Source organism: Nonomuraea typhae (assembly GCF_009760925.1).
Lineage (GTDB): Bacteria > Actinomycetota > Actinomycetes > Streptosporangiales > Streptosporangiaceae > Nonomuraea > Nonomuraea typhae.
The window spans coordinates 110,152-136,225 of record NZ_VRLV01000011.1; the positions used below are offsets into that span (position 1 = coordinate 110,152).

Here is a 26,074-nt window from a genome sequence, read left to right on the forward strand (position 1 = left end):
CACATGAGGCAATAGGCCCACTTGACGGGGATCTCGCCTCGGCATACATTCCGCTCAATCTTCCGTCCTAGGTCCTACTTTGAAAGGACTGATCGTGACAGCGACGAATCGACGGCAGGTGCTGGGCATGCTGGGAGTCTCGGCGGCGGCCATGGTCCCGCTCGCCGCCGCCCCCGCTGAAGCCCAGACCGTGTACAAGGAAAACGACATCGACGTCTACCCGGCCGCCGCCTTCGGCGCGGTCGGCAACGGCACGACCGACGACGCCGCCGCGTTACAACGCGCGATCGACGCCGCCGCGGCCGCCGGGGGCGGCACCGTCCACCTGCGCGTGGGCAAACGTTTCCTGCTCGGGTCGCCGCTGCGGCTCAAGAGCGGGGTCACCCTGCAGTCCGATCGCAACCGGGCCACGCTCGCGCTCAGCGCCGGCTACAGCCAGGGCCACGTGATCGACGCCGACCAGGCGAAAGTCGTGGCACTGCGCAACCTGGCCATCGTCTGCGAGCAACAGCCCAGCCTGACGCGAGCCGTACACCTGAGCGGCTGCTCGGACGTCGTGATCGACAACGTGCACCTGGAAGGCGTGAACCAGGGCACCTACGACGGGCCCTCGGGCGTCGCCTCGACCGCGCTGCTGCGGCTGACCGACTGCCACCGCGCGCGCGTCAGCGGCTGCAGCTTCACCCAGGCGTACGTCGGCCTCAACGTCAACGGCAACTCCACCCACATCACCATCGACGACAACGACTTCCACGACGTCACCCAGTTCGGCGCGCACGTGCTCGGCAACAACGCCTCGCACACCGAATACCTCACGGTCACCCGCAACCGCCTCGAACGCATCGGCGGCAAACCCGGCCAGGTCGGCTACCCGATCTACATCACCTGCGGCGGCAACGACGCCAAGGCCCACAAACACCGCTTCGTCCGCATCAGCGACAACCACGTCATCGGCAACAAACTCGCGTACGGCAAAGGCGGCAACGCCGACCTCCTGGCCGTCTACGACATCTTCGACGGGATCTTCGAGCGCAACTCGCTCTTCTTCGGCGGCGACGCGGGCCTGTCCACCGACCGGTGCCGCAAGCTCGTCATCTCCGGCAACATCACCGCCCACTGCAACACCGTCGGCATCAACGTCTGGCAGTCCAACGACGTCACGGTCGTCGGCAACATCGTCTACAACAACCACCAGAACTACGACGGCAAGCTGAGCGACGAGCCCCGCGGCGGCATCAGGACCTACGCCCGCAAGGACTTCAAGGCCGAGAACGTGGTCATCACCGGCAACCGCTGCTTCGACGACCAGGCGATCAAGACCCAGGACTACGGCATCTTCATCCACAGCCGAACCCGCGGCGTGGACATCGGCCCCAACACGCTGACCGGCAACAAGGACGGCATGTTCCGCACCGGCTCGACCGAGGACATCACCTATTCCTTCACCATCCTGCGCGACGCGCCGCCGACGGAGGGCTACTGGGAGAAGGGCATGATCGTGCAGAACCGGGCGCCCGCCGCCGGTCAGCCGTTCGGCTGGGTGTGCACGGTGGCAGGAAAGCCCGGCACCTGGCTGCCGCTGCCCGGACCGGCCGCCTGATGGACCGGCGCACCCTGCTCGGCGGCACCGCCGTACTGGCTGCCGGGGGGCTTGCCCTGACGGGCCCCTCGGACGTCGCCGGCTTGTACGTGGAACGGCTGGGCGAACGGCAGATCATGGTCTGGACCCGGCGCCCCGGCCACCTGTGGATCCGCTACGACCTGCGGCACTTCACGGACGCGGACAAGCGCATGGACGCCTGGCGCATTCAGGGCATCTCAGCGGTACGGCAGGCCGGCCCGCCTCCGGCCACAGGTGTCGTCACCCTCCTGACCACGGCCGGGGCCTACCCGTACGCCATCAAGCCGGAGGGCGCGGGTGACCACTTCGGCGGCATCCACGGTGACGAACTGCTGCGATCCCTGTTGTTCCTGGCCGATGGGCGGGCCGTGACACCTGCTCCCGGCGTCACCCGGGCCGAGGAGTTCGAGCTGGCCCAGGACACCGAGGTGTTCGACCCGGCCGTCAAGGAGCCCACGCCGCTCGGGCTGGTGAACGTGCGGCACATCTTCACGGCCGACGGCTTGCGGATCCGGTGGGTGCTGCGCTGGACCGCCGCTCGGACGATCATCTACGCCTACGGCGCCATGTTGCCCGCCATCAGGGACGATGCGGTCACCACGTGGTTCCGGTATCTGGACCAGGCGGGCGAGCAGGACATCTCCCGCCCCGGGCACGACGCGAAACCGTCTGACAGCTTCGGGGTGCAGATGTACAACAGGAAGAACGGGCTGGCCATGTCGGTCGAGGTCGAGCCCGGGTTCTTCAACGGGTTCTCGCAGTCGGACCGGCGCGGGATCTGGGTGTACGACGGCGACAAGTACAACAAGGTCTACCCGACGCGGGTCAGCTTGCCGGGTCGTGAGCAGGTGGCGCCCGGAGACGTGTGGAAACTGGACGCCTTCTACCGCTTCGCCTATCCCGAGCCGCTTGGTTAACCGTCTCCTCCTCTTCGGCCTCGGCCTGCTTGGTGGCCGGCCGAAGAGGATTCAGCGGCTGCCAGAGCCTCTTCCAAGATCGCCGCTTGCGGGGTTTTACGCCTCGCCACGTCTATCAGTTCCTTACGGGCGTGACGGTTCAGCTCGACCGCATCGGCGACGAGCGGCAACGCCACCTGTACGGCTGCCGCCGTGTCCCCGGCCTCGGCATGAGCCCTGGCCAGGCATGAGCCGTACCAGGCACGGTCACGCTTGTAGGACGGTGGGAGGCCGTCCAGCCCGGCCGTGAGCAGTTCGACAGCTCTGGGCCAGTTGGACAGGTACAGCTCGGTCATGCCGCGCTGGAGACGGAACCAGGTCTCGTCGTAGAAGTACATCCACACCGGCTCGTCGTCGGCGTGGCCGGCCGCCTGGCGGATGAGCCCTTCAGCTTCGTGGAGCAGAGCCCGTGCCGGTCGCGCGTCTCCTGCCAGCGCGTGACCCCTGGCGGCCATCTGGGTGGCCATGCCCCGGACACCCGGGGTCACCCGGCCGTCGTGCCAGCGGGCCGCCTCCGCCAGCCGTACCGTCCTGCGGGCGTTGCCGGCACTCCATGCCTGATGGGCCTTCATGCTGAGCGTCGTGGTCGCCATGTTGACGTCGCCGATCTCCAGTGCCCAGTCGTGTGCGCGGTCGTACCAGGCCAGCGCGGCGGCCTGGTCGTCGATGTCGAGTGACATCCAGGCGACGAACTGGGCGTACTGCGCGGCGAGGTCCACCATCGTGTCGGCGAGCGTGCCACGTGCGCTCTGGGCCAGTTCGACCACGATGTGCGTTTGCTGGCGCACCACGCCGAGGAGCGGGCGGGAGCCGATGCTGTCCTCGACCTTTCTGTGCTCGGCCAGGCAGGTGGCGAGCCAGTCTGCGGTGGGTTGATCCACGCGGCGCGGGTCCTCGAGGGTGCGGACGATGCGCTGGTAAAGGTCGGCATCGGGCGCGATCGACTGGAGTGACAACGCGGGCATCGGCACGTGCGGGCGCTCGTTCAGGTGGAACAGCTCCGCCTCAGTTGTGCCGAAGGCGCGGGCGCAGAGGAGACGGTACTTCTCGCTGGGATAGTGATCGCCTCGTTCCCATCCTCGAATCATCCGCGTGAGATCGGTGATGGAGGGGAGCTTGTCGCTCTCGCGTTTCATCGTGCGGGCCAGATCCGCGACCGTTCCGACCTTTGCCTTGCGCTCGTCGCGCAGCCGTACGGCCCACTCGGGGCGCGTCTCAGGGGTGTCCATCGTGCACCTCCGGATATTCGCGGATACGCCCGTGCCCCCGGCTATCTCCTCTTGTCATCGTGCCCTGTCCAAGCGCTGGGGCTTAGCTCAACGTGATGATTCCTTCACGAGTTTCCCCAGTCGCAGAGCCGGTGCCTTTGCGCCAGATGCTGCAGCTCCGCGCCGAGCTCGAACGTCTCGGGGTCGCCGCCGACCTCCACCACGGGTACGGCATGGCCCTGCTCAGCGTCTGGGTGGACCTGGTCGTCTGGTCCGACGGCTTCCGCTTCCTGTGGTGGGGCGGAGGGATCTCAGAGGCGACGGGGCGCAGGACGTACATCGTCCACTCAACAGGCAATCCTGCGGCCACAGCCCGGCGAATCGCGCAGCGCTATGCGGACCTGCGCCGCGAGCAATACGTCCGGTAGACGACCATTCCTGCCTCACCATTCGCGCGAGCCGCGCCGGAGGCGCGCACGGGCAAGGCGCCCGAGCGGAGCGAGGACCACCGATTGGGGCGGGCTCCAACTGGCTGACCACCTCGCCGGGTAACGGGTGGGACCTCAAAAGGACGCCCGAGCGGAGCGAGGACCTTGCTTGTGGGAAGGGAGGGCCGGGGATGCGGTATTTCTCCGGCCCTCCCCCTTTTTCCCTGCCTATGCGGCCTCGGAAGGCAGGGAAGCTCAGGCCGGGGTGACCGGTGCGCCCGTTCGGGCTGACTCGTAGATGGCCAGGACCAGGGCCAGGGCTGCTCGGCCGTCTTCCGAGGTGACCTCGGGGGGTCGGCCGTCCCTTGCGGCGGTGATGAAGTCCGTTAGCTGGGCTCGGTGCGCCTCTGGGCCCATTCTGGGGGGGAAGCCCTGGGAGCGGTCTTCCTCGCCCACGACGAAGCTGGTCGGGACTTCGTTGTCGACGATCGCGTGCCCGGCGTCGCCGTGGACCGCGACTCGTACGCTGGCTCCGCCGTACGCGGCGGTGGTGGCGAAGACCCGGCCCAGCGCGCCGTTCGCGAACCTGATGACGGCCACCACCGTGTCCTCGACCTCGATGTTCTCGTGCGCCAGCAGCCCCGAGTACGCGCTGACCGACTCAACCGGGCCCATCAGGCCGAGCAGCAGGTCGACCACGTGTACGCCCTGGTTCATGAGGGCGCCGCCGCCGTCCATCGCCCAGGTGCCGCGCCAGCCGCCGGAGTCGTAGTAGGACTGCGGGCGCCAGAGCGTGACTTCGGCGGTGCCGGAGGTGAGGCGGCCCAGTTCGCCGGCGTCTATGGCGGACTTGACGGCGCGGAAGGTGGGTTCGAAGCGGCGCTGGCTGATCACGGTGACACTTTTGCCGCTTTCGCGCTCGGCGGCGATGATGCGGTCGGCGGCGGCCAGCGTGATGTCGATGGGCTTTTCCACGACCACGTGCTTGCCCGCCTTCAGCGCGGGCACGGCCGCGTCCGCGTGCAGGCCGCTCGGCAGGCAGATCACCACCGAGTCGACGTCGTCCCTGGCGTACAGCGCCTCGGCCGAGCCCACGGCCTCGCACCCGTGCTTGCCCGCGAGCTCGGTGGCCCGCTCAAGGTCGTTGTCGGCGACGGCGACGAGTTCGGCCGTTCCTGTCATGTCCGCGATGAGCCTGGCGTGCAAGCCGCCGATGACTCCGCTCCCGACGATCCCGAACCGCACGGACCACCTCCAGATCGCAACTTATGACCTAGGACTCTAGATTGCTCCCGCGAAATAGGTCAATATGCCGTGTAACCCAGAAAAGGAGTGCAGCATGAGGCTCGGGCTCATCGGCCTGGACAACACCCACGCCGACCACGCCATCCGCCATCTCAACGCCGAGCGGGCCCTGGGCGACGTCCGCGTCGTGGCCCTCTGCGGAGGTACGGCGGAGCGCACCGCCCAGCTCTCCGGCCAGGGCGGCGTCGAGTTCGGCGTGGACCGGCCCGAGGACCTGATCGGCCGGATCGACGCCGCCATCGTCATGGACCGCGACCCCGCCCTGCACCGCCCGAACGCCGAGCCCCTGCTGAAGGCCGGAATCCCCGTCTTCGTCGACAAGCCCCTGGCCGGATCGGTGGCGGACGCCGAGGCGATCCTGGCCGCGGCGCGGACCGGCGGCGTGCCGGTGACCTCGTCCAGCGCGCTGCGCTGGGCGGTGGAGGCGCTGCGCGAACGTCTCGACGGCCTCGGGGAACTGCGGTCGGTCGTGGCCACCGGGCCCGTGCAGCGCGACAGCCCGTACGGCGGGGTGGCCTTCTACGGCGTGCATGCGGTGGAGATGGCGTTGCACCTGTTCGAGCCGCCCTCCGCGGCGCCGCTGGTCTCGGTGCTGCCCGGAGCGGTGCTCGCGACCGCTCGGGCGGGCGCGGCGCACGCCGTGGTGAACCTGGTCGAGCGGGACGCCGAAGGCGCCGTGCCGTTCACCGTCCAGGTCACCGGGACCCGGGGTGTTCTCGCCGAGCCGATGGCGCTGGGCAAGGACTACACGCTGCCCGCGCTCCGGAGGTTCGCCGACATGGTGGAGACCGGCAAGCAGCCCCTGGACGAGGCGGAACTGCTGGCGCCGGTGCGCTTCATGGAGGCGATCACCCGGGCGTTGCCCGCGTGACGAAGGCGTCGATCTCGGCCTGGGCGCGGGCGCTGTCCGGCGTGTCCGGGTCGTAGAAGAAGCCGTGCTCGGCCTCGGGCAGCAGCACCACCCGCGCGTCGTCCAGGCGCGCGGCCAGGCTGCGGACGTGATCGTGCGGGAAGTAGCGCTCCTTGCCGACCACGACGAACAGCATGGGCGGAGCGGTCGCCGGGTCGGCGTGATGCTCGGGCGAGGCGGCCGCGTAGTCGCCGCCGGCCAGGTGCTCGACCGCGGCCCGGATCTCCGGGTCCATGCCCGGCCACGGGTGCAGCGTGCCCGGCCCGTTGAGCGCCACGCACCCGGCGGGCGGCCTGATGCCGTCCGGCGGCGCGAGGGCGAGCAGGGTGGCGAGATGCGCGCCGGCGGAACTGCCGACCAGGAACACCGGCCGCGGCCCGTCCAGGTGCTCGAGGAACAGCCGGTACCCGTCGGTGACGTCGGCCATCATCGCGGGCAGCCGCTCACCGACCCGGTAGCCCAGCGAGGCGCTGATCACGCCGTACTGGGCGAACCTGCGCATCTGCCGATGCCACTGCGCGGGCTCGCCCGCCCGCCAGCCGCCGCCGTGGACGAAGCACAGGGCGTAGGGGGCGTGCGGGGCGGGCGGGCGCAGGAGGTCGAGGTGGCGTCGCGGATGGGAATCCTGGTCGTACGGCAGGGCGCGGATGTCCATAGATAGATCCTAGGTCCTAAGTTGAAGAGGATGACATATGCCGAATATCCAGATATGTCGGGCGCATGCGGAGTTCACAGATGTTGTGCTTGACCATCCCCTCAGGTTGGCTGGAGGTGATGTCGACCGGTTCACACTGGCGGTGGTGACGGCCGAGGCCGAGAGCGCGGACGGGCGGCTCGTCCGGGGACGTGGGGCGAGCATGTTGTCCGTGCCCTGGGCCTGGCCGCGGTCGCCGCTGGGGTGGAGGGAGCGTGATCGGGCGTTGCGGGAGCTCACCGATTCCCTGTGCGACCAGGCGGGGCGGACCGCGCCGGGCGATCCCCTGACGATCTTCGACGAGCTGGAGGCCCACCTGGACGCGCGGGACGGCCACCTGAACCAGCGAGGCGGCCGACCCGGCCCACGGAACGGCCATATGAACGCGCCGGACGGCTCTGGGCCCATGCCGCGGCTGGCTGCGGCGCTCGCGCTCGGGGCGGTGGACAACGCGGTGCACGACGCCTGGGCGCGAGCGGCCGGGAAACCCGCCGCCGACCTCTACCCCGACCTCCTCGGCGTGCCCGCGTGGGGTCCGCCCAGGACGCGCCTGCCGGTCCAGCACGTGGTCGGCGTCGGCGACCCGCTCGACGAGGTACGCGCCTGGCTGGCGCGCGACGGCATCCGGCACGTCAAGGTGAAGGCCGCCGGACGCGACCCCGAGGCGGACGCGGCCCGCGTCACCACGATCCACGCCCTGCTCAGCGAGGCGACGGCGAAGGCAGGGGCAGGGGCAAAGGCAGAGGCAGAGGCGGGAGCGGGGGCAAGGGCGAAGGCGACGGCGAAGGCAGGGACGGCGGCAAGGGCCGGGGCGGCGGCGGGCGCCACCGTCTCGGTGGACCTGAACGAGGGGTACGCCTCCCCGGCCGACGCGGTCGCGATGATCGACGCCCTGCCCCCCGAGGTCCTGGCCGGCGTGACCTACCTGGAGCAGCCGGTCGCCAGGGACGCTCCCCCGGACCCGGACGGCATGCGGGAGCTGACCCGCCGCCTGCCCGTCCTGGCCGACGAGTCGCTGGCCGCCACCGCCGACCTGGAACGCCTGGCCGCCGACGGCTGGAGCGGCGTCGTGGTCAAGGCGGCGCGGGGGCAGAGCCTGGCGTTGCGAAGCTGGCGGTTCGCCAGGGAGCGCGGCCTGGCGGCGATGGTGCAGGACCTGACGGCGGTGGATCTGGGCCTGGCCCACTCGGCCCGCCTGGCCGCGTCGCTGCCCTGGTCGTGGCCGGCATTCGAGTGCAACAGCAGGCAGTACGCGCCGGGTGCCAACGCGGGGCTGGACTTCATGAACGTCGTCGACGGCCACCTCACCCTGGCCCCGCCCGGCCCCGGCCTGGCATGAAATAGGACCTAGGTCTTTTCTTCTGACCGCTGTCGTCCTAGAGTCGAGGCCGTGCGCGTGGCATGGATAGGCACCGGGCTGATGGGCGAACCGATGGCACGGCGGGTGCTGGAGGCGGGCCATCAGGTCACGGTCTACAACAGGACACCGGCCAAGACCACGGACCTGGCCGCCCGAGGCGCTTCCGTCGCCGCTTCTGTGGCCGACGCCGTCCGCGGTCTGGCACTCCCCGAGCCGACGGTGGAAGTGACCTCCGGCCTGGGCACAGTGGCCGACGCCGGGCTGGACGCGGCAAGCGGCGGGCCCGATGGGGGCGCGTGGGCCGAGGTCGTGGTGACCATGCTGCCCTACCCCGACGACGTCGAACGCGTCTACGGCGAGGTGTTCGAGGCCGCGACCCCGGGCACGGTCGCGGTGGACTGCTCCACGTCCTCCCCCGCTCTGGCCCGTGCCCTGGCCGAGCGGGGGGCCGCCCGTGGCATCGCCGTACTGGACGCGCCCGTCAGCGGCGGACCGGCGGGGGCGCACGCGGGGTCGTTGTCGGTGATGGTCGGCGGCGAGGCGGCGGCGCTGGAGAAGATACGGCTGGTGCTGGGGGCGGTGGCGGGCACGGTCGTGCACCACGGCGGCCCGGGGGCCGGGCAGGTGGCCAAGCTCGTGAACCAGACGCTGGTGGCCGGGGTCACGCTGGCCGCCTGTGAGGCGTACGCGCTGGCCGAGCGGGGCGGGCTGGACATCGACAAAGCTCTGGCATCGGTACGGCCGGGCGTCGCCGGATCACCGCTGATGGAGTTCATCTGGACCCGGCTGCGCTCCGGCGACCTGGAGCCCGGGTTCAAGCTCGACCACTTCCTGAAGGACCTCGGCCTGGCCAGGGAGGCGGCCGGCGGGCTGAACCTGTCCGGGCTGGACCAGGTGATCGAGGTGGCCGAGCGGGTGCGGGCCGCCCATGGCGGGGACCGCGGCACGCAGGCCCTGGTGAAGGGGACCGAGTGATCGTCGACTCGCATGTGCACGTGGGCACGTGGAAATATCCCGAAATTTCGGCCTACCTCCCGGACATGGCCGGCGCCGGCGTGGACGCCGCCGTGCTGGTGCAGTTCGTGGGCAACATCGACAACGCCTACCTGCTGCGCTGCGCCGAGGCCCATCCCGGCAGGCTCGCGGTGGTCGCCATGGTCGACCCCGGCGCGCACGGCGCGCCCCTCCACGTCACCCGCCTGGCCGCCTCTCCGCACGTCAAGGGCATCCGGTTGTGGGCAAGCACCCGATCCCCCGGCCCCGATCCCCTCGCGCTGTGGCGGGCCATCGCCGCCGCCGGACTCGTGGCCAGCGTCCGCGGGCCGCTCCAGGACATCGCCGACCCGGCCTTCGCCGCCCTCCTCGACGAGCTGCCCGGCCTCAAGGTCCGCCTGGAACACCTCGGCTTCACCACCTACCCGGACGCCGACCGGAAGGACTTCGCCCGCTTCCTCGCCCTGGCCGGACGCCCCGGGGTTCACACCATGTGGGCGGGCTTCTACGCCAACAGCGGCCGGCCGTACCCCCACCCCGACGCCGACCCGTACCTGCGTGAGGCGGTCGCCGCCTACGGCGCCCGCCGGATCACCTGGAGCGGCGACTGGAACCGGCCCGACCCCGGTCCCGGCGACTACGCCGCGGCCATCCGGCACGTGCTGGAGCGCCCCTATCTGACCGACGCCGACAAGCGCTGGATCCTGGGCGGCTCCGCGGCCGAGTTGTTCGGGCTGGGCCGGTGAGCGTGCAGACCGGGGTACGCGGTGAACCGGTGAGCGTGCGGGCCGGGTGCGAGGTGGGGCCGTGAGCGTGTGGGGTGGTGGCACGGGGCCCGGGGCCGTGGGCGTCCGGGTTGGTGTCGTGGGACCCGGGGCCATCGCCGAGCGGCACGCCGCAGCGCTTCTGGCGGCCGGGGCGGAGCTGGTCGCGGTGGCCGGTCCCGAGCGGGAGCAGACCACGGCGTTCGCCCGCGGCTTCGGCGTCCCCGCCGCCTACGGCACGGCCGAGGAGCTTTACGCGCATCCGGGGCTGGACGCCGTCGTCATCGCCTCCCCGCACGCCCATCACGCGAGGCAGACCCTGACCGCGCTGGAGGCGGGGCTGCACGTGCTGTGCGAGATCCCGATCGCCCTGAGCCTGCCCGAGGCGCAGGCGGTGGCCGAGGCGGCACGGGCGGCCGGCAGGCACGTCGCGGTGGCGCACACGTTGCGGCACTGCCTGCCGTACCTGCGGGTGCGGGAGGAGGTGGAGCGCGGCGCGCTCCACGTGCGGCACATTGTGGCCCGCACGCTGATGTTGCGCCAGGACGACACCGGCATGGGCGGCCGGCCGCGCGGCTGGACCGACGACGTGCTCTGGCACCACGGCGCGCACACGGTGGACGCCGCGCTGTGGTTCCTCGGCGCGACCGGCGCGGAGGTGCGCGGGATGCGCGGCGAGTCATGGGCGCGCAGCGGACGGCCCATGGACGGCGGCGCCGTGCTGCGGACCCCGGACGGCGGGCTGGCCACGATCGCGCTGTCCTACCACGCCCGGCTCCCGTCCAGGGACATGACGATCATCGCCGAGGACCGCACCCTTCACCTGTCCGGCGGCGTCCTGCGCGAGCACGACGGCACGGTGCTCGTGGACTGCGGTGACCAGATGGAGGACGACGGCCTGGCCCGCCAGGACGCCGACTTCGTGGCGGCGATCACCGGCGGGCGGCCACCCGGTTGCGCCGTGGCCGACATCCTGCCCGCGATGCGGGTGCTGCACGAGTGGGGAGCACAGTGAACGACCTGGCCACCATGGTCGCCGAAGAGGCCGCGCGAGCGCTGGAGACGGCCCGGCTGGCGCTGCTGCCGATCGGCGCGACCGAGCAGCACGGCAGGCACCTCACGCTGGAGACCGACTACGCCATCGCGCGTGCGTTCGCCCGCCGCCTGGCCGCCGACCTGGACGGCGACGCGGTGCTGTGCCCCGGCCTGCCGTACGGGCTGTCCGAGCACCACCTCGGCTTCCCCGGCACGATGACGCTGCGCCCCGAGACCCTGATGGCGATCCTGCGCGACCTGGCCGAGTCGCTGGCCGCGGCGGGGGTGCGCAAGGTGCTGGTCGTGAACGGGCACGGCGGCAACGTCGACGCGGTACGGCTGGCCGCCAGGACCCTGCGCCGCGACCACGGCGTGGTCATGGCGCACGTCATGTGGGCCGGTCTGGCCGCGGACGTGATCCCGGAGCTCATGGGAAGCGAACGGTACGGCCACGCCTGCGAAGGTGAGACGTCGGTGGCGATGGTGCTCGTCCCCCACCTGGTCCGGGCCGAGCGGCTGGCCGAGCCGGCGGCGGCGCTGCCCATCCTGCCGCACACCGTTCCGCACGCTCCCCGGGTGGATCTTCACTACCCCTATCACCGGCTGTCCGCCTCGGGGGCGCTGGGCGATGCCCGGCTGGCCTCCGAGGAGCTGGGCCACACGATCGTGAACACCGCCTATGCGCGGGCGCTGGAGTTCGCCCGCGCGTTCGCCGCCGAGGAGGTCTGATGCGCGTTCTGGTCGCCGGGGGTTCCGGCGCGGTCGGCGCGATGGTGCTGCCCGCGCTGGCCGAGCGGCACGAGGTCCGGGTGCTGGACCTGCGTCCGCCGGGCACGCCGGTGGAGTTCGTGGAGGGCAGCGTCACCGATCCCGGCGCGCTGGCCCGGGCGGCCGACGGCCAGGACGCGCTGGTCTACATGGCGATGGGCAGGAAGACCGGCTGGCGGGACGGGCTGGAGTGGGCGCGCACCCATTTCACCGTCAGCGTCACCGGGCTGTACCTGACCGTCGAGGCGAGCGCCGCCGCCGGGGTGCGCCAGGTCGTCTACGCCAGCAGCATGTCCGTCTACGACAACTACCAGACTCGCGACTACACCAAGGCCCCCGAGCCGGACGCCACCGACGCCTACGGCCTCAGCAAGCGGCTGGGCGAGCAGGTGTGCCTGGCCGCGGTACGGCAGCACGGCCTGAAGGTGACCGCGCTGCGCCTGGTGGGCCCGATGCCGGACGAGGACTGGCGGGCCGCGGACGTATCCCCGGTCATGACCGCGGCCTCCGACGTGGCCACCGCGTTCCTGGCCGCCCTGGAGCGTCCGCAGCCCACGTTCGCCGCCTACACGATCACCGGCGACCATCGCCGCGAGGTCCTCGACTGGACCCCCGCGGAGCGCGACCTCGGCTGGCGCCCGATGGCCCGCCGTACGTAAACGCCGTACGTAAAACGCCGTACGGAGGACGCCGTACGGAGGACGCCGTGCCCGACCCGGGATGATGGGCGGGTGGAAGAGAGCGCGCCCCTGAACCAGCTCGCCCGGCGGCTCGAGGAGGTCGTGCGGGAGCTGCGCGGCATCCCCGTGGACGTCGAGCGGCTGGAGAACAGCGAGCAGGTCAGGCAGGAGATCTCCCGGATGGTCGGCGTCTCGCGCGAGCTGCGCGCGATGCATCCGGTGGGCACCGACGACCAGGGCCGCGCCGAGCAGCGCACCAGGCGGGACGTGCTCGACGCGCTGCGGCACGGCCTCACCATGCGCACGGTCGTGCACGCGAGTGTGCTGGACGATCCGCGCAAGGCGGCCCGGGTCAGGGAGCTGAACGCCGCGGGCGACCGGCACCGCGTCGTGGACGAGCCGATCCAGCAGTTGCTCGTCTTCGACCGCGCGGCCGCCTTCCTGCGGATCACCCCGGTGGACGGCGCGCCCGGCGGGCTGCTGGTCAGGCAGCAGAGCCTGATCAGCGTCTGTGTGGACCTGTTCGAGCGGACCTGGGAGCGGGCCCGGGAGGTGGAGGCACCGGTGGCGCGGCTGAGCCCGCGCGAGCGGGAGGTGCTGGCGCTGATCGCGGAGGGGCGGTCCAACGGCGCCGTGGCGCGGGCCCTGTCGATCACGGAGGCGGCGGTGGGCAAGCACGTGGCCGGCGTCTTCGCGAAGCTCGAGCTGCCGGCCGGCGACGACGTCAACCGGCGGGTGCTGGCCGTGCTGGCGTACCTGCGCGGGGCGGTCAGGTAGGGACGGCCCTACCCGGGGGTCGGCCTGGCACCCGTACCGGGGCGCCGCCGTACGAACTTGGATGAAGACCATGCAGCGCATGACTGGATTGCTGGTGGGCGCGGTGTTCGGCGCGGTCTTCGTGGTCGTCAACGCCGGCAGCCCGCTCGACGACGTGGTGGCGGTCGCCTTGAAGGCGGCCGCCTGCCTGGCCGCGCTGGGCGTGGCCGCGATGTGGATGGCGGGCGTGAAGAGGGAGAGGGAGAGGGCGGAGCCTCGTCGGCGGATGTACGGGCGCGGCTATCTCGTGGTCGTCGGGCTGGAGGTGGTCGCGCTCTTCGGTGGCCTGCGGGTCATGGCCGTGATGGGGGTGCCGGAGAAGGCGGCCGTGGCCTGGGTGGCGTTCGTGGTCGGCGTGCACTTCGTCGCGCTGGCGCCGGTGTGGAAGGACTGGTCCATCGGGGTCGTCGGCCTGGTGCTCACCCTGCTCGGCGTCGCCGGCGGCGTGCTGGCCGCGACGGCGGGACTCGACTGGGTCCCGCTCGTCAGCGGCGTGGGCTCCGGGGTGTTCCTGCTGGCGGGCGCGCTCGGCGCGGGCTGGCGGGCTACCCGCCGGCCACGCGTACCGGCAGCCCGGTCAGTCCGTGCATGAGCATGCCGACCCGCCACCGCGTCTCCCCTGCCGGTTCCAGGCCGGGGAAGCGGGTCAGCAGGTGAGTGAAGGCGACCTCGCCCTCGGTCCGGGCCAGGGACGCGCCCAGGCAGTAGTGGATGCCGTGGCCGAAGGCCAGGTGCTGGCCGGCACGGCGGGAGACGTCGAGGTCGTCGGGACGTTCGTACTGCGCGGCGTCGCGGTTGGCCGACAGCAGGGAGACCAGGACGAGCGCCCCGGCCGGGATGTCCGTCTCGCCGATCGTCACCGGTTCGGTGGTGAACCGGTAGGTGGAGGTGCTGAGCGGGCCGTCGAAGCGCAGGAACTCCTCGATGGCCTGCGGCACCAGCGCGGGGTCGGCGCGCAGCAGGGCCATCTGGTCGGGACGGCGCAGCAGCGCCCGCATGCCGTTGGCGATCAGGTGCACGGTCGTCTCGTGCCCGGCGACCAGGAGCAGCCAGGTGGTGCTGACCAGCTCCTCCATGGTCATCCGGCCCTCTTCGTCGTGGGCGTGGACCAGGGCGCTGACCAGGTCGTCGCCGGGGTTCTCGCGCTTGGCCGCGCACAGGTCGCCCAGGTAGGCGACGGTGGCCTGGGCGGCGGCCACGACCTCGGCGGGGTCGAGCGCCGAGCCCTCGATCGTGGTGCTGGACCAGTCGATCACCTTCGGCCAGTCGGGTTCCGGAATGCCGAGCAGTTCGCCGACGACCATGGCGGGCAGCGGGACCGCGTACTCCTTCATCAGGTCGAACTCCCCGCCGAGCCCGTCCAGGAGGCCGCGGCTGAGCTCTTCGATCCTGGGCCGTAACGCCCTGACGCGCCCGGCGGTGAACGCGGCCAGCACCAGGCGGCGCAGCCGCGCGTGGTCGGGCGGGTCGTTGAAGAGCATGTTGTCCGGGACGACGGCGGCGGCGCCGCTGCTGTCGCCGCCCTCGATCTCGTTGGCCTTCATGATGTGCGGGTTGTCGGTGAAGTTCTTGCTCATGCGCGGGTCGGCGAGGACCGCCTTGACGTCCTCGTACCGCGTCACCAGCCAGACGCGGACGCCCTGGGAGGTGACGGTCAGGGCCACGGGCTGCTCTTGTCTCAGCCGGGCGTAGACGGCGTGCGGGTCGCGCAGGTACTCCTGATCGAACACACGGTTAATCACGATTGCCCCTCTGCGTCGGGGATCACTCTATTCCGGAGAGCGCCGCCGCTCTATGCTCCGCGGGGCTCACTCCCGTCAGCCGTTTGAAGGCGGTGCTGAGCGCGAAACCGTTGGCGTAGCCGACCTTCCGCGCGATCGTGGTCAGCGTGGAGTCCGAGGAGCGCAGCAGCTCGGCCGCCATGCGCATCCGCCGGCCGGCCAGGTACGCCATCGGCGGCTCGCCGACCTGCGCGACGAAGCGGCGGGCCAGGGCGGCGCGGGAGACGCCGGTCTCGGCGGCCAGCATCGCCACCGTCCACGCGTGGTCGGGCCGCTCGTGCAGCAGCCGCAGCGCCCGGTCCACCACGGAGTCCCGGCCCGTCACGTGCTCCTCGAACCAGGAGCGCAGCGCGGTCACCAGGGCCAGGTCCAGGAGCCGGTCGAGGACGGCCTGCTGGCCGGGCCGTACCGCGGCGATCTCCTCGGCCAGGAGGCCGAGCGCCTTGTGGCGGCCGGCGGGCAGGACCAGCACGGGCGGCAGCTCCCGCAGCAGCCGGTTGCCGACGGGGCCCTCGTAGGCGCCGCTGAGCAGAAGCGCTTCGCTGTCAGGGCGTGCTCCGCAGGTTCGCGGGGCGAGGGTGAGCGCCCGGCCCAGCTCGCGGCCGTCGGCCCGCATGCAGTAGGACTCGGCGGTCACGACGAAGGCCGGCGGGGTGCCCGGCCGGTCGCCGACCTTGTGCGGCCCCTTGACGACGGCGACGTCGCCGGGGCCGATGCGCGCGGGCGCGCCCTGGTCGGGGACGACCCAGCCCTGCCCGCGCACCATCGTGGTGAGGGTGAGTTCGGCCCCCGCCGCGAATCTGATGGACCACGGCGGGTCCATCAGCGCCTGTCCGAACACGGCCCCCCGTGCCCGCACCCCGTCCAGCAGATCGGCAAGTGCGTCCATGGCCCAGACCATAGACGCTCAGACATCCCGGTGAGCGTTTCGGCCATGGATCGTCTGACAGGCCGGGACTTGACTGGTCACATGAACACCGAATCTCCGATCGTCGTCGTGGGCGGCACCGGCATCACCGGGCGCCGCGCGGTCTCTCTGCTGGCCGGGCGCGGGATCCCCGTGCGGGCCGCCTCGCGCTCCGGGCAGACCAGGTTCGTCTGGGACGAGCGCGCCACATGGGAGCCCGCGCTCGCGGGCGCGCGGGCGCTCTACGTGGTGCCGCTGGACGGCGCGCTGCTCACCGCGCCCCTCGTCGAGCTGGCGGTACGGCTGGGCGTGCCGAAGATCGTGCTGCTGTCGGGCCGCGGGGTGGACGTGCCCGGGTACGGCGAGGCCACCAGCCCGGTTGGCGCCACTCACACCCAGGGGGAGGCGGCCGTGCGCGCCTCGGGAGTGGCGTGGACGATCGTCCGGCCCGGCTGGTTCGCCCAGAACTTCACCGAGGGCTTCTTCCGCGAGGCCGTCGCGGCCGGGGAGATCCGCCTGCCGGCCGGGGACGGCGCCGTCTCCTTCGTGGACGCGGCCGACATCGCCGAGGTCGCCGTGGCCGCGCTGACCGAGGACGGCCACGCCGGGCAGGTGTACGAGCTGTCGGGCCCGCGGGCGCTGACCTTCGCCGAGGTGGCCGCGGCCCTCTCGGCGGCCTCCGGGCGCGCGATCCGCTACGTGCCGGTGGACGAGGACGCCTACGTGGCCGAGAAGATCGCCGAAGGCTGGCCCGTCGAGGACGCCCGGGCCCTCGCCGACACGGTCACGCCGGTACGCAAGGGGATGGACGCCCACATCTCCGACGGCGTGTGGCGGGCGCTCGGCCGGCCGCCGCGCGACTTCGCGGAGTTCGTCCGCGACGCCGGCTTCTAGCCAGAACGGCCAGCCGGCGGTCCTGGCCTTGTCCATGTACGGCCGCGCCGCGAATCCCCACTGTCACTCAAGCGCTCGGCACGAGGTGTTGACGCCCCTTTGACGACGTGATCACGGTGTCCGTCAATAGGGTGTATCGGAGGCGTATGAACGGCGTAGCGGTTGCTGATTTCCGGCCGGATGAAGCGTTGGCTGGATTCATGGAGACGCGTTTCTTGATCGTGGGCGGGTTCGTCGCCGCCGTGCTGTCCAGCGCGGTAGCGGCCCTGCTGTTCCTCGAGCCCGGCGCCCGCGTGGCGGTGGTCGCGGTGCTCGTGGGCGCCTACGCGACGTGGGGACGCAGCCTGGCCGCCGCGCTGGCGACCGGCGTGATGGCCTGGATGTTCGCCACCGGGTTCCTGGTCAACGGCCTCGGCGTGCTGAGCTTCTCCCCCGATGACCTGGTACGGCTGGCCGTCCTCCTGGCCGTGGGCGTCTCCGGCTACCTGCTGGGCGCGGGACCGGCGATGGTGCGCGCCCTGGGCGGCGCTACTCAGGCGTACGCAGTGCGGCGGAGGCGATCCGCCGCAGCGCCTCCGCGTGCCGCCGGAACGCCGTACGCCCCTGGGGCGTGAGCCGTACGTGGGTGCGCCTGGCCCGGCGGTCTTGGTCCTTGCGCACCTCGACGTAGCCTTCCCCGGCCAGGGCGGACACCTGCTTGGACAGGGCCGAGTCGCTGGTCCCGATGCCGTCGCGCAGGAAGGCGAAGTCCACCCAGTCGGCCGGGGCCAGCAGTGCCAGGATCGACAGCCGGGCGGGGACGTGCAGGAACTCGTCGAACTCGGGGTCCATCAGCCGTCCCTGCGCATGATCGCCGCCAGGGCGAGCCGGATCAGCGGCGCGGTGGCCAGGTAGGCCAGGGCGACGACCAGGGCGCCCACGGTGGCCTGTGACAGCAGTCCGCCGGCCGGGAGGTCCAGCACGGCGAAGGCGAGCATGCGCCCGACGCCGAAGATCAGGCAGAGCCCGAGGAGCCAGCCCGAGTACAGCATCATCTCGGCGGTGCCCGGCCGCAACCGGGCCAGGGCGCGGCGCTCCTGCACGATGCCGGCGACCACGTAGACGAGGAGGCCGGCGCAGAGGACGATCCAGTTCCAGGGCGCGGCGAAGTCGGTGCCGACGAAGCCGACGAAGAGTCCTCCGGCGGCGATGAGGGTGTAGGGCAGGGCGAAGCTGTGGCGGACGATGAGTTCGCGCGTGGTTCCCTTGAGACGATCGATGTCGTTCAGGGCCTTCTGAGCGTCGTGCGGGTCCATGAGACATCCCCCGAGAGTCGTTACGGCTTTCCTGAGAGGAAAGTAGCACAGACTTTCCCCGGAGGAAAGTCGTCGGTTGCGGTCGGGTCCCGTCATGGACACGGAGTGGATTTATCCCGATAATTCGGTTAACCCGGCGCGAGCCCCCAGCCTCGCAACCCTGTTGTGTCGTCATGTCCTGTGACCTGCCGTGCCCCCCAAGCGGCAGAAAGGGTTGTTCCGCCATGCAGCGAACACCGCGTCTCCTCGTGCTGGCCACATCGTTACTGTTGGCGATCGCCGCAGTCTTCGTTGTCCAGACCTCGGCCCAAGCGGCCAACATCCTCGTGAACCCCGGCTTCGAATCCGGCGCCCTGTCTCCCTGGTCGTGTACCGGCGGGCTGGGTTCGGTCGTCGCCACACCCGTGAAATCCGGCTCCAAGGCGCTGGCGGGCGCCGCGAGCGGATCCGACAACGCCAAGTGCACCCAGTCGGTCAGCGTACGGCCCAGCACCGCGTACACCCTCTCCGCGTGGGTCCGCGGCAGCTACGTCTACCTGGGCGTCACCGGCGGCAGCGCCCGCTGGGCCTCCTCCGGCGACTACACGCAGCTGACGGTCGCCTTCACGACCGGCGCTGCGCAGAACACCGCCGAGGTCTACCTCCACGGCTGGTACGGCCAGGGCACCTACTACGCCGACGACGTCAACCTCGACGGGCCCGGCGGCCCGTCGCCCACGCCCACCGTCACCCCCACCGTCAGCCCGACCCCGACGATCAGCCCGACGCCGACGATCTCCCCGACCATCTCCCCCACGCCCACCGTCACCCCGACCGACGGGACCTGCGCGGTCAAGGGCAAGCCGGCCGGCAAGGTCCTCCAGGGCTACTGGGAGAACTGGGATGGCGCGATCAACGGCGTGCACCCGCCCTTCGGCTGGACCCCGATCACCGATGCGCGCATGAAGGCCCACGGCTACAACGTCTACAACGCCGCCTTCCCGGTCATCCGCTCTGACGGCACCGTGCTGTGGGAGGACGGCATGGACGCCACCGTGAAGGTGGCCACCCCGGCCGAGATGTGCGCGGCCAAGGCGGCCGGCGCGACGATCCTGATGTCGATCGGCGGCGCGACCGCCGGCATCGACCTCAGCTCCAGCACCGTCGCCGACCGCTTCATCGCCACCGTCGTGCCGATCCTCAAGCGCTTCAACTTCGACGGCATCGACATCGACATCGAGACCGGCCTGACCGGCAGCGGCAACATCAACACGCTGTCGGCCTCGCAGTCCAACCTGATCCGCATCATCGACGGCGTGCTGGCCCAGATGCCGGCGAACTTCGGCCTGACCATGGCGCCGGAGACCGCCTACGTGACCGGCGGCAGCGTCACCTACGGCTCGATCTGGGGCGCCTACCTGCCGATCATCAAGAAGTACGCCGACAACGGCCGCCTGTGGTGGCTGAACATGCAGTACTACAACGGCAGCATGTACGGCTGCTCGGGCGACTCCTACTCGGCCGGCACCGTGCAGGGCTTCGTGGCCCAGACGACCTGCCTGAACAACGGCCTGGTCATCCAGGGCACCACGATCCGCGTGCCGTACGACAAGCAGGTCCCCGGCCTTCCCGCCCAGCCGGGCGCGGGCGGCGGCTACATGTCGCCGTCGCTGGTCTCGCAGAGCTGGAACAGCTTCAGCGGCCAGCTCAAGGGCCTGATGACCTGGTCCATCAACTGGGACGGCTCGAAGAACTGGACCTTCGGCGACAACGTCAAGGCGCTCCAGGGCCGCTGACGTCAACCGAAAGATGTAGCCGTGGATCGTCAGCCCGCAGGACGATCCACGGCTCGTCCTTCACTACCGTTCTACGCAGACAGTCATTAACAGGAGGAAAGAGTGTCTGCGGCCCGAAAGACGATGTTGACCGGCCTCGCCACCTTCGCCGTCGGCACGGCGTTGTGGTTGTGGGGTCTCGACGTCGAGATCGTGATCTTCACTCCGTCGAAGGTCGGCGTGGTCCTGATGATCGTCGGCGGCCTGGAGTTCGCCTACGGCCTGTTCAAGGCGGTCCGGCCCGAGCAGCCGTGATCGCCGCCGCTCTAGGCTGAAGGGCATGAGCTCTCCCACCGCCCAGCGCCTGGGCGTCGTGCCGTCCGTCTTCGCCGTGGAGCACCTGCCGCACGCCACCTTTCCGGAGGACGACGAGTGGATCGCGCTCGTGCGCGCTCCCGAGGGCCTGACCGTGGTGCGCGAGACGTGGCCGACCGGCTCCGGCGAGCGCTGGATCGGCCTGTACGGCGGCGCCACGGCGCACGGTCTGGACACCCCGGGCATGCTGGCGGCGGTCGTGAGCCCGCTGGCCGAGGCGTCCATCCCGGTGTTCGTGGCCTCGACCTTCCACGCGGACCTGGTGCTGGTGCCCGAGCACCGGATCGAGGAGGCGGTGGCGGCCCTGGAGGCGGCGGGCCACCGCGTGGACACCAAGCACCTGCCCGCCCGATAAATCACCTATTTACGGTCTGTCAATCGCCCTGGTGAAAGCTGTCCGTTATGGACAGGCGGACATTGATCAAGATAGGCGGGGCCGTAGCGCTGAGCGGGACGATCGCGGCGGGCGACCCCGGCGGACGACCGGGCCCGCGCCCGGTGACCGGGCTGAAGAACCGGGTGAAGGGCCCCGTGCTCTTCCCCGGCGACAAGGACTTCGCGGCGGAGACCAGGGGCTACAACCCGATCGTCACCCACCGCCCGCAGGCCGTCGTGGTGGCCTCCGACGCGGCGGACGTGGCGGCGGCGGTCGCCTTCGCCTCGATGAACGGGCTGCCGGTGGCCGTCCAGTCCACCGGCCACGGCATCGGCGCGAGCGCGCGGGACGGCATCCTGATCAACACCCGCAAGCTCGACCACGTCATCGTGCACCCCGACCGGCGCACCGCCCGCATCGGCGGCGGCGCCCGGGTCCGCGCGGTCGTGGAGAGCGCGGCCGCCGCCGGGCTGGCCATGCTCAACGGCTCCTCCCTCGACGTCGGCGCGGTCGGCTACACGCTCGGCGGCGGCCTCGGCCCCTTCGGCCGCAGGTACGGCTACGCGGCCGACCACGTGCGCAGCATCGACCTGGTCACCCCGTGGGGCCGGGCGCTGCGGGTGACCCCGCGCGCCCACCGGGACCTGTTCTGGGCACTGCGCGGCGGCCGGAGCAACTTCGGCGTGGTCACCGGCATGGAGATCGACCTCTTCCCGATCCCCGCCGTGTACGGCGGGGCCCTGTTGTTCCCCGGAGCGGCGGCCCCGCAGGTGCTGGCCGCCTACGCAGGACTGCGCCTGCCGGACGCCATGACCACCTCGCTGGCCTTCCTGCGCGCCCCCGGCAAGCCCATGGTGATCCGGGTGACGGCCGCCTTCCTGGGCACGAAGGCCGCGGGCGAGCAGCTGCTGGCCCCGTTGCTGGGCCTCGGGCCGATCCAGAACACGCTGGCCGTGGTGCCCTACGCCAAGGTCGGCACGATCTACAACGACCCGCCGGCGGCACCGATGCCGGTGCACGAGCGCTCGGCCTTCCTCGGCTCGTTCCCGGTCGAGCGGCTCCTGGCGGCGGCCGGGCCGGACGCGCAGCTCCCGCCCGGGATGGTCGAGGTCAGGCAGCTCGGCGGGGCGTTGTCCCGCGAGCCGCGGCTGGACAGCGCGATCGGCCACCGGAAGGGCGCCGCCCACCTGCTGTTCCTGGCCTCGCCGGCGCCGGCCGAGCAGGCGGCCCCGGTGGCCGCGGCGCAGCAGAAGGTCCTGGACACGCTGAAGGCGGACCTGTCCGGCGGCACGCTGCCCACGTTCATGAGCGCCGCGGACATCTCCCCGGAGCGGGTGCGCGCCGCCTACGAGCCGCGCGACTACGCGCGCCTGCTGCGGATCAAGAAGAACTACGACCCGCGCAACCTGTTCCGGGTCAACCACAACCTCAGGTGACGCGGGCGGCCTGCCGGACGGCTGCCTTGAATTCCGGGCACTCGACGAGCGGGTCGTGATCGCAGACGGCGGCGTGGCGGAGGCTGTCGCGCAGGCGGGTGAGCTGGGCGACCTTCGTATCCACCTCGCGCTCCTTCGCCACGAGGTGGGCGCGCAGGGCCGTGTCGTCGGGGCGGGCGCGCAGGAAGCGGGCGATCTCGGCGAGCGTGAAGCCGGCGTCGCGGGCGCAGGTGATGAGGTTGAGGCGGTCCAGGACGCCGGGCTCGTAGGCGCGGCGCAGGCCGTTGCGGCCGTCGGACTCGATGAGACCCTTGCGCTCGTAAAAGCGCAGCGCCGACGGGGCCAGGCCGGAGCGGTGCGCCACCTCGCCGATGTCGAGCAGCATGCGACCTCCTTGACTTGAAGCGTGGTTCAAGTAGCAGCCTATCCGGCATGCGTATTCACCACCTGAACCTGGGGTCGATGCGGGCCATCGACCCGACCTACGACTCCCTGCCGTCCGCGCCTGCCGTCTGCCACGCGCTGCTGGTCGAGACGGCCGGCTCCGGGCTGGTCCTGGTCGAGGCGGGGCTCGGCCGCGACGACATCGCCCGGCCCGGCGAGATGCTCGACGCGGAATGGGCCGAAGCGGTGGCACCCGCCCTGCTGAGCGCCGAGACCGCCGTCGAGCAGGTCGCCCGGCTGGGGTACGACCCGGCGGACGTGCGGCACATCGTGCTGACCCACCTCGACGTGGACCACAGCGGCGGGCTGCCCGACTTCCCGCACGCGCGGGTGCACGTGATGGAGGCGGAGCTGAAGGCGGCCTACGCCGAGGCGCCGAGCCGCCGATACCGGCCGGGACACTGGGCCCACGGGCCCGACTGGGCTGCCTACCAGCCCTCCGGCGAGCGGTGGTTCGGGGTGGAGGGCGTGCTCGAACTGGACGGGGTGCCGCCGGAGATCCTGCTGGTCCCCCTCGCCGGGCACACCCACGGGCACGCGGGCGTGGCCGTACACGATGGGTCGCGGTGGCTGCTGCACGCGGGCGACGCCTACTTCTACCACCGTGAGCTGGAGGAGAAGGACCCCGAGGTCCACCCGCTCATGGACATCCTGCAGAACTCCTCCCAGGTGGACGAGGAGCGGCGGCTGTCGTCGCGGGAGACGCTGCGGGCGCTGCGCAACGAGCACGGCGTGGAGGTCGTCTCCGCGCACGACCCGTGGGAGTTCGCCCGCCACGCATAAGCGTGCCCGGCGCGCGATCCGCGCGCCGGGCACGCCTGGTGGCCCGGGTGAGGCGGGGGGAACCACCCGGGCCCAGGGTCAGCCGACTGTGAGAGTCAGGCCGTAGGTCTGGAGGATCTCGTTCACCGGCTGGTGGAAGGTCGTCCCACCGCTGGTGCAGTTGCCCGAGCCGCCGGAGGTGACGCCCTGGGCCTGGCTGCCGGAGATGAACGAGCCGCCGGAGTCGCCGGGCTGGGCGCACGCGCTGGTGCGGGTCAGGCCGGAGACGGTGCCCTGCGGGTAGGTGACGGAGGCGTTGTGCTGGCGGATGGTGCCGCAGCGCCAGCCGGTGGTGGAACCGGAACGGCAGATGGAGGCGCCCACGGAAGCCTGGGTGGAGCCGCGGACGATCACATTCTGGCCACCGGAACCGCGCACCCACGGCCGGACCGTGTTACCCGGAGCCGCGACCCACGCGTAGTCGTTGCCCGGGAACGACGAGCCCTGGAAGGTGCCGGTCGGCTGGGTGGTCCGCGCACCGGTGCGGCCGCAGTGACCGGCGGTCACGAAGCCGGGGGTGCTGCCACGGGTGATGGAGAAGCCGATCGAGCAGCGTGTGCCGGAGCCGATGAAGTAAGCCGCGCCACCGATGATGTCGATGAACGGCTGCGGGCTCTCGGCGGACACGACGATCTGGACGAGGCTTCTGTCGACGCCGGCGCGGGTCACGAACGCCTCGCCGGCCTCCTGGGTGGGGGCCACGACGGCGACGGTGTTCGTGGTGACGTCGACGTACCACAGTGAGGCCGCGCCCCTGGGCTTGGCGGCAGCTCGGTCGAGCTGGTCCTTCACCGCGGTGAGCTGGGCGAGTGTACGGGCCACGACGACCGGCTGGGCACCCTGTGCCTCGATCGACGCGGCGGCGGACTTGTCGGTGGTGGCGACGTTGAGCTTGGAGGCGTCGGCATTCAGCCAGGCGCCCGCGTAGGTGTCGCCGAGTTGGGTGGTGAGTCTGGCCTCTGTGGCCGCGGCGCGCTGCTCGTTGGCGAGGCGGGTGTGCACCTGCTGCTCGGTGAGGCCGAGGTCTCGCTCCATGGCGTCGACCATGGCGGGCGGAGCCTGCTCAGGGGCTGCTGACGGTGGGTCTGCGTGGGCGGCGGTAACCGGGCCCGCTAAGCAGAGTGCCACCACGGTGATGCCGACGAGTGCGGAGCGTTTACTCGACATATGCACTCCTTTTTGGGGGGTGCTGTCAAATTAACGGCTCATATTCCGGACGTTGCATCCCAAAGGGATCCCCATCACCGCGTTATGAAAGCACGTTCTACCGCCCTCACCACGGGCTCCGCGCCGTCCTCGGCCGCGATCAGCCCGCCGACTTTCTCCGCTCTGGTACGGCGGGCCGGCGCGTCGGCCAGCGCCGCGGCCAGGCGTTCGGCAGTGAGCCGCCCGGTGAGCGGGGGCGGCGCCACGCCCAGCCGGTGCAGCTGCCTGGCCCACAGCGGCTGGTCGTTGATCCAGGGCATGGCCACCGCCGGCACACCGGCGCGCAACCCGGCCGCGGTCGTCCCGGCCGCCGCGTGGTGGGCCACCACCGCCATGCGCGGGAACAACCACGCGTGCGGCACGACACCCACGCCCAGCACGTCGTCGGAGAGCCGTCCCTGGACCCCGGTCTGCAGGACGCCGCGTAACCCGGCCCGGCGCAGCGCGGCCAGCGCCACCTCCGTGTGCCGCTCGGCGTGGCGGCCCAGGGTGGCCTGGCTGCCGAAGCCGACGAACGCCGGCGGCGGCCCCGACTCCAGGAAGTCGGCCAGTTCGGGGGAAGGCCGCCAGTTCGGCCTGGGCTCCGGCCACCAGTACCCGGTGACCTCCAGCCCCGGCCGCCAGTCGGCGGGCCGCGGCAGGACCAGCGGGCTGAACCCGTGGAACACCGGCCAGCGCATGGCCTCCCGGCGCCGGTAGGCGGCGCATGAGCTGATCGGCGGCAGCCCCAGCCTGGCCCGCAGCCGTTTGGCCGAGCCGGAGTGCGCCGGCGTGGGCATGGCGAACATGAGCCGCCCCGCCGTCCGGTTGCCCCACCGGCCGAGCGAGGACCGGACGGCGCCGTGCACCGGCGGGTACTCCGCCGACGGCTCGACCGGCTGCAGATGGGCGCCCATGCTCGGGATGCCCATGGCCTCGGCCACGTGCGTCCCGGCCGAGCTCGCCGCGTTGAGGATCAGCAGGTCGGCGCCCTGGGCCGCGGCGTCGGCCAGCCCGTCGGCGACCTGCCTGCCGTACTCCGCCCAGGCGGCGGGGCGCAGGGTGCTCAGCGCCGCCAGGGGGTCGCCCGGGATGGGGCGGAAGCCGAGCCCGGCCTCGGCCACCATGCTGGCGTAGGGGGTGTGGGCGGCGATGGTCACCTCGAACCCGGCCTCCCGGATCCGGGCCCCCAATCCCGTGTAGGGGGCCACGTCACCCCTGGTGCCGATTCCTATGATCAGTACCTGCATGCGTTTTACCATGCACT

29 protein-coding genes are annotated in these 26,074 nt (G+C 71.6%); 19 read left to right on the top strand and 10 right to left on the bottom strand.

Annotation, left to right across the window (positions count from 1 at the left end):
* The first annotated feature begins 94 nt into the window (after positions 1–94).
* Positions 95–1,600 carry a right-handed parallel beta-helix repeat-containing protein gene (locus tag FVE25_RS35305; protein WP_157251584.1) on the top strand — a complete coding sequence of 502 codons (1,506 nt, stop codon included), beginning with the start codon at positions 95–97 and terminating at the stop codon, positions 1,598–1,600.
* Positions 1,600–2,538 (top strand): hypothetical protein, encoded by a 939-nt coding sequence (locus FVE25_RS35310; protein ID WP_157251586.1) that lies wholly within the window; start codon positions 1,600–1,602, stop codon positions 2,536–2,538. The genes FVE25_RS35305 and FVE25_RS35310 overlap by 1 nt, the downstream gene beginning before the upstream one ends.
* Here the strand turns inward: FVE25_RS35310 and FVE25_RS35315 are convergent.
* Positions 2,535–3,806: an NsdA family TPR-like regulatory protein gene (locus FVE25_RS35315; RefSeq protein WP_157251588.1), complete on the bottom strand. Its 1,272-nt coding sequence runs from the start codon at positions 3,804–3,806 to the stop codon at positions 2,535–2,537. The two genes, FVE25_RS35310 and FVE25_RS35315, sit on opposite strands and share 4 nt — an antisense overlap.
* Positions 3,807–3,952: 146 nt before the next feature.
* Between FVE25_RS35315 and FVE25_RS35320 the strand changes: the two genes are divergently transcribed.
* On the top strand, positions 3,953–4,213 hold the full coding sequence (locus tag FVE25_RS35320) for a hypothetical protein (RefSeq protein ID WP_157251589.1): 261 nt from the start codon (positions 3,953–3,955) through the stop codon (positions 4,211–4,213).
* Positions 4,214–4,468: 255 nt separating this feature from the next.
* Here FVE25_RS35320 and FVE25_RS35325 read toward each other — a convergent pair whose 3' ends face one another.
* Complete coding sequence (locus FVE25_RS35325) at positions 4,469–5,458, bottom strand: Gfo/Idh/MocA family protein (protein ID WP_157251591.1); 990 nt, start codon at positions 5,456–5,458, stop codon at positions 4,469–4,471.
* Between the two features lie 94 nt (positions 5,459–5,552).
* On the opposite strand from FVE25_RS35325, the gene FVE25_RS35330 reads away from it, so the two are divergent.
* On the top strand, positions 5,553–6,389 hold the full coding sequence (locus tag FVE25_RS35330) for a Gfo/Idh/MocA family protein (protein ID WP_157251593.1): 837 nt from the start codon (positions 5,553–5,555) through the stop codon (positions 6,387–6,389).
* On the opposite strand, the gene FVE25_RS35335 is transcribed toward FVE25_RS35330, so the two are convergent.
* A complete protein-coding gene (locus tag FVE25_RS35335) occupies positions 6,367–7,083 on the bottom strand; it encodes an alpha/beta hydrolase (protein ID WP_157251594.1) in 717 nt (238 codons plus the stop codon). The genes FVE25_RS35330 and FVE25_RS35335 overlap by 23 nt on opposite strands.
* Before the next feature lie 145 nt (positions 7,084–7,228).
* On the opposite strand from FVE25_RS35335, the gene FVE25_RS35340 reads away from it, so the two are divergent.
* From FVE25_RS35340 to FVE25_RS35375, 8 genes are all read left to right on the top strand, one after another.
* The gene (locus FVE25_RS35340; protein WP_157251596.1) at positions 7,229–8,461 is read left to right on the top strand and encodes an enolase C-terminal domain-like protein; all 1,233 of its coding nucleotides are present in this window, start codon (positions 7,229–7,231) and stop codon (positions 8,459–8,461) included.
* A gap of 51 nt (positions 8,462–8,512) precedes the next feature.
* The gene (locus FVE25_RS35345; RefSeq protein ID WP_157251597.1) at positions 8,513–9,457 is read left to right on the top strand and encodes an NAD(P)-dependent oxidoreductase; all 945 of its coding nucleotides are present in this window, start codon (positions 8,513–8,515) and stop codon (positions 9,455–9,457) included.
* Positions 9,454–10,221 carry an amidohydrolase family protein gene (locus FVE25_RS35350; protein ID WP_157251599.1) on the top strand — a complete coding sequence of 256 codons (768 nt, stop codon included), beginning with the start codon at positions 9,454–9,456 and terminating at the stop codon, positions 10,219–10,221. The genes FVE25_RS35345 and FVE25_RS35350 overlap by 4 nt, the downstream gene beginning before the upstream one ends.
* Positions 10,222–10,318: 97 nt before the next feature.
* Positions 10,319–11,254 carry a Gfo/Idh/MocA family protein gene (locus FVE25_RS35355; RefSeq protein WP_281367947.1) on the top strand — a complete coding sequence of 312 codons (936 nt, stop codon included), beginning with the start codon at positions 10,319–10,321 and terminating at the stop codon, positions 11,252–11,254.
* On the top strand, positions 11,251–12,003 hold the full coding sequence (locus tag FVE25_RS35360) for a creatininase family protein (protein WP_181019810.1): 753 nt from the start codon (positions 11,251–11,253) through the stop codon (positions 12,001–12,003). The genes FVE25_RS35355 and FVE25_RS35360 overlap by 4 nt, the downstream gene beginning before the upstream one ends.
* Positions 12,003–12,701, top strand: a complete 699-nt coding sequence (locus FVE25_RS35365) for an NAD-dependent epimerase/dehydratase family protein (RefSeq protein WP_157251605.1) — start codon at positions 12,003–12,005, stop codon at positions 12,699–12,701. The genes FVE25_RS35360 and FVE25_RS35365 overlap by 1 nt, the downstream gene beginning before the upstream one ends.
* Before the next feature lie 72 nt (positions 12,702–12,773).
* Complete coding sequence (locus tag FVE25_RS35370) at positions 12,774–13,499, top strand: helix-turn-helix transcriptional regulator (protein WP_246267906.1); 726 nt, start codon at positions 12,774–12,776, stop codon at positions 13,497–13,499.
* A gap of 79 nt (positions 13,500–13,578) precedes the next feature.
* Positions 13,579–14,130 (top strand): hypothetical protein, encoded by a 552-nt coding sequence (locus FVE25_RS35375; protein ID WP_181019811.1) that lies wholly within the window; start codon positions 13,579–13,581, stop codon positions 14,128–14,130.
* Here FVE25_RS35375 and FVE25_RS35380 read toward each other — a convergent pair.
* Together FVE25_RS35380 and FVE25_RS35385 are read right to left on the bottom strand one after the other, a co-directional pair.
* Entirely contained in the window at positions 14,084–15,280 is a 1,197-nt protein-coding gene (locus FVE25_RS35380) for a cytochrome P450 family protein (protein ID WP_219825771.1), read from the bottom strand. The two genes, FVE25_RS35375 and FVE25_RS35380, sit on opposite strands and share 47 nt — an antisense overlap.
* 22 nt (positions 15,281–15,302) lie before the next feature.
* A complete protein-coding gene (locus tag FVE25_RS35385; protein WP_157251607.1) occupies positions 15,303–16,208 on the bottom strand; it encodes an AraC family transcriptional regulator in 906 nt (301 codons plus the stop codon).
* An 81-nt stretch (positions 16,209–16,289) separates the two neighbouring features.
* Between FVE25_RS35385 and FVE25_RS35390 the strand changes: the two genes are divergently transcribed.
* Positions 16,290–17,120, top strand: a complete 831-nt coding sequence (locus FVE25_RS35390; RefSeq protein WP_219825772.1) for an NmrA family NAD(P)-binding protein — start codon at positions 16,290–16,292, stop codon at positions 17,118–17,120.
* A 200-nt stretch (positions 17,121–17,320) separates the two neighbouring features.
* Positions 17,321–17,734, top strand: a complete 414-nt coding sequence (locus FVE25_RS35395) for a hypothetical protein (protein ID WP_157251611.1) — start codon at positions 17,321–17,323, stop codon at positions 17,732–17,734.
* Here the strand turns inward: FVE25_RS35395 and FVE25_RS35400 are convergent.
* Positions 17,649–17,951 (bottom strand): winged helix-turn-helix domain-containing protein, encoded by a 303-nt coding sequence (locus FVE25_RS35400; protein WP_157251613.1) that lies wholly within the window; start codon positions 17,949–17,951, stop codon positions 17,649–17,651. The genes FVE25_RS35395 and FVE25_RS35400 overlap by 86 nt on opposite strands.
* Positions 17,951–18,415, bottom strand: a complete 465-nt coding sequence (locus tag FVE25_RS35405; protein WP_157251615.1) for a hypothetical protein — start codon at positions 18,413–18,415, stop codon at positions 17,951–17,953. The genes FVE25_RS35400 and FVE25_RS35405 overlap by 1 nt, the downstream gene beginning before the upstream one ends.
* Before the next feature lie 269 nt (positions 18,416–18,684).
* Here FVE25_RS35405 and FVE25_RS35410 point away from each other — a divergent pair, with 269 nt between their 5' ends.
* The 4 genes from FVE25_RS35410 (at position 18,685) to FVE25_RS35425 (ending at position 22,356) form a co-directional block, all read left to right on the top strand.
* A complete protein-coding gene (locus FVE25_RS35410) occupies positions 18,685–20,190 on the top strand; it encodes a carbohydrate binding domain-containing protein (protein ID WP_246267908.1) in 1,506 nt (501 codons plus the stop codon).
* Positions 20,191–20,292: 102 nt separating this feature from the next.
* Positions 20,293–20,484 (top strand): DUF5708 family protein, encoded by a 192-nt coding sequence (locus FVE25_RS35415; protein WP_157251619.1) that lies wholly within the window; start codon positions 20,293–20,295, stop codon positions 20,482–20,484.
* Positions 20,485–20,509: 25 nt separating this feature from the next.
* Entirely contained in the window at positions 20,510–20,899 is a 390-nt protein-coding gene (locus tag FVE25_RS35420; protein WP_157251620.1) for an ACT domain-containing protein, read from the top strand.
* Positions 20,900–20,946: 47 nt separating this feature from the next.
* Positions 20,947–22,356, top strand: a complete 1,410-nt coding sequence (locus FVE25_RS35425) for an FAD-binding oxidoreductase (protein WP_157251622.1) — start codon at positions 20,947–20,949, stop codon at positions 22,354–22,356.
* On the opposite strand, the gene FVE25_RS35430 is transcribed toward FVE25_RS35425, so the two are convergent.
* Positions 22,349–22,741: a MerR family transcriptional regulator gene (locus FVE25_RS35430; RefSeq protein ID WP_157251625.1), complete on the bottom strand. Its 393-nt coding sequence runs from the start codon at positions 22,739–22,741 to the stop codon at positions 22,349–22,351. The genes FVE25_RS35425 and FVE25_RS35430 overlap by 8 nt on opposite strands.
* 47 nt (positions 22,742–22,788) lie before the next feature.
* Between FVE25_RS35430 and FVE25_RS35435 the strand changes: the two genes are divergently transcribed.
* A complete protein-coding gene (locus tag FVE25_RS35435) occupies positions 22,789–23,583 on the top strand; it encodes an MBL fold metallo-hydrolase (RefSeq protein WP_157251627.1) in 795 nt (264 codons plus the stop codon).
* 78 nt (positions 23,584–23,661) lie between these two features.
* On the opposite strand, the gene FVE25_RS35440 is transcribed toward FVE25_RS35435, so the two are convergent.
* Together FVE25_RS35440 and FVE25_RS35445 are read right to left on the bottom strand one after the other, a co-directional pair.
* Complete coding sequence (locus FVE25_RS35440; protein ID WP_157251629.1) at positions 23,662–24,657, bottom strand: S1 family peptidase; 996 nt, start codon at positions 24,655–24,657, stop codon at positions 23,662–23,664.
* A 206-nt stretch (positions 24,658–24,863) separates the two neighbouring features.
* Positions 24,864–26,057 carry a glycosyltransferase gene (locus tag FVE25_RS35445; protein ID WP_157251631.1) on the bottom strand — a complete coding sequence of 398 codons (1,194 nt, stop codon included), beginning with the start codon at positions 26,055–26,057 and terminating at the stop codon, positions 24,864–24,866.
* Positions 26,058–26,074: the final 17 nt, after the last annotated feature.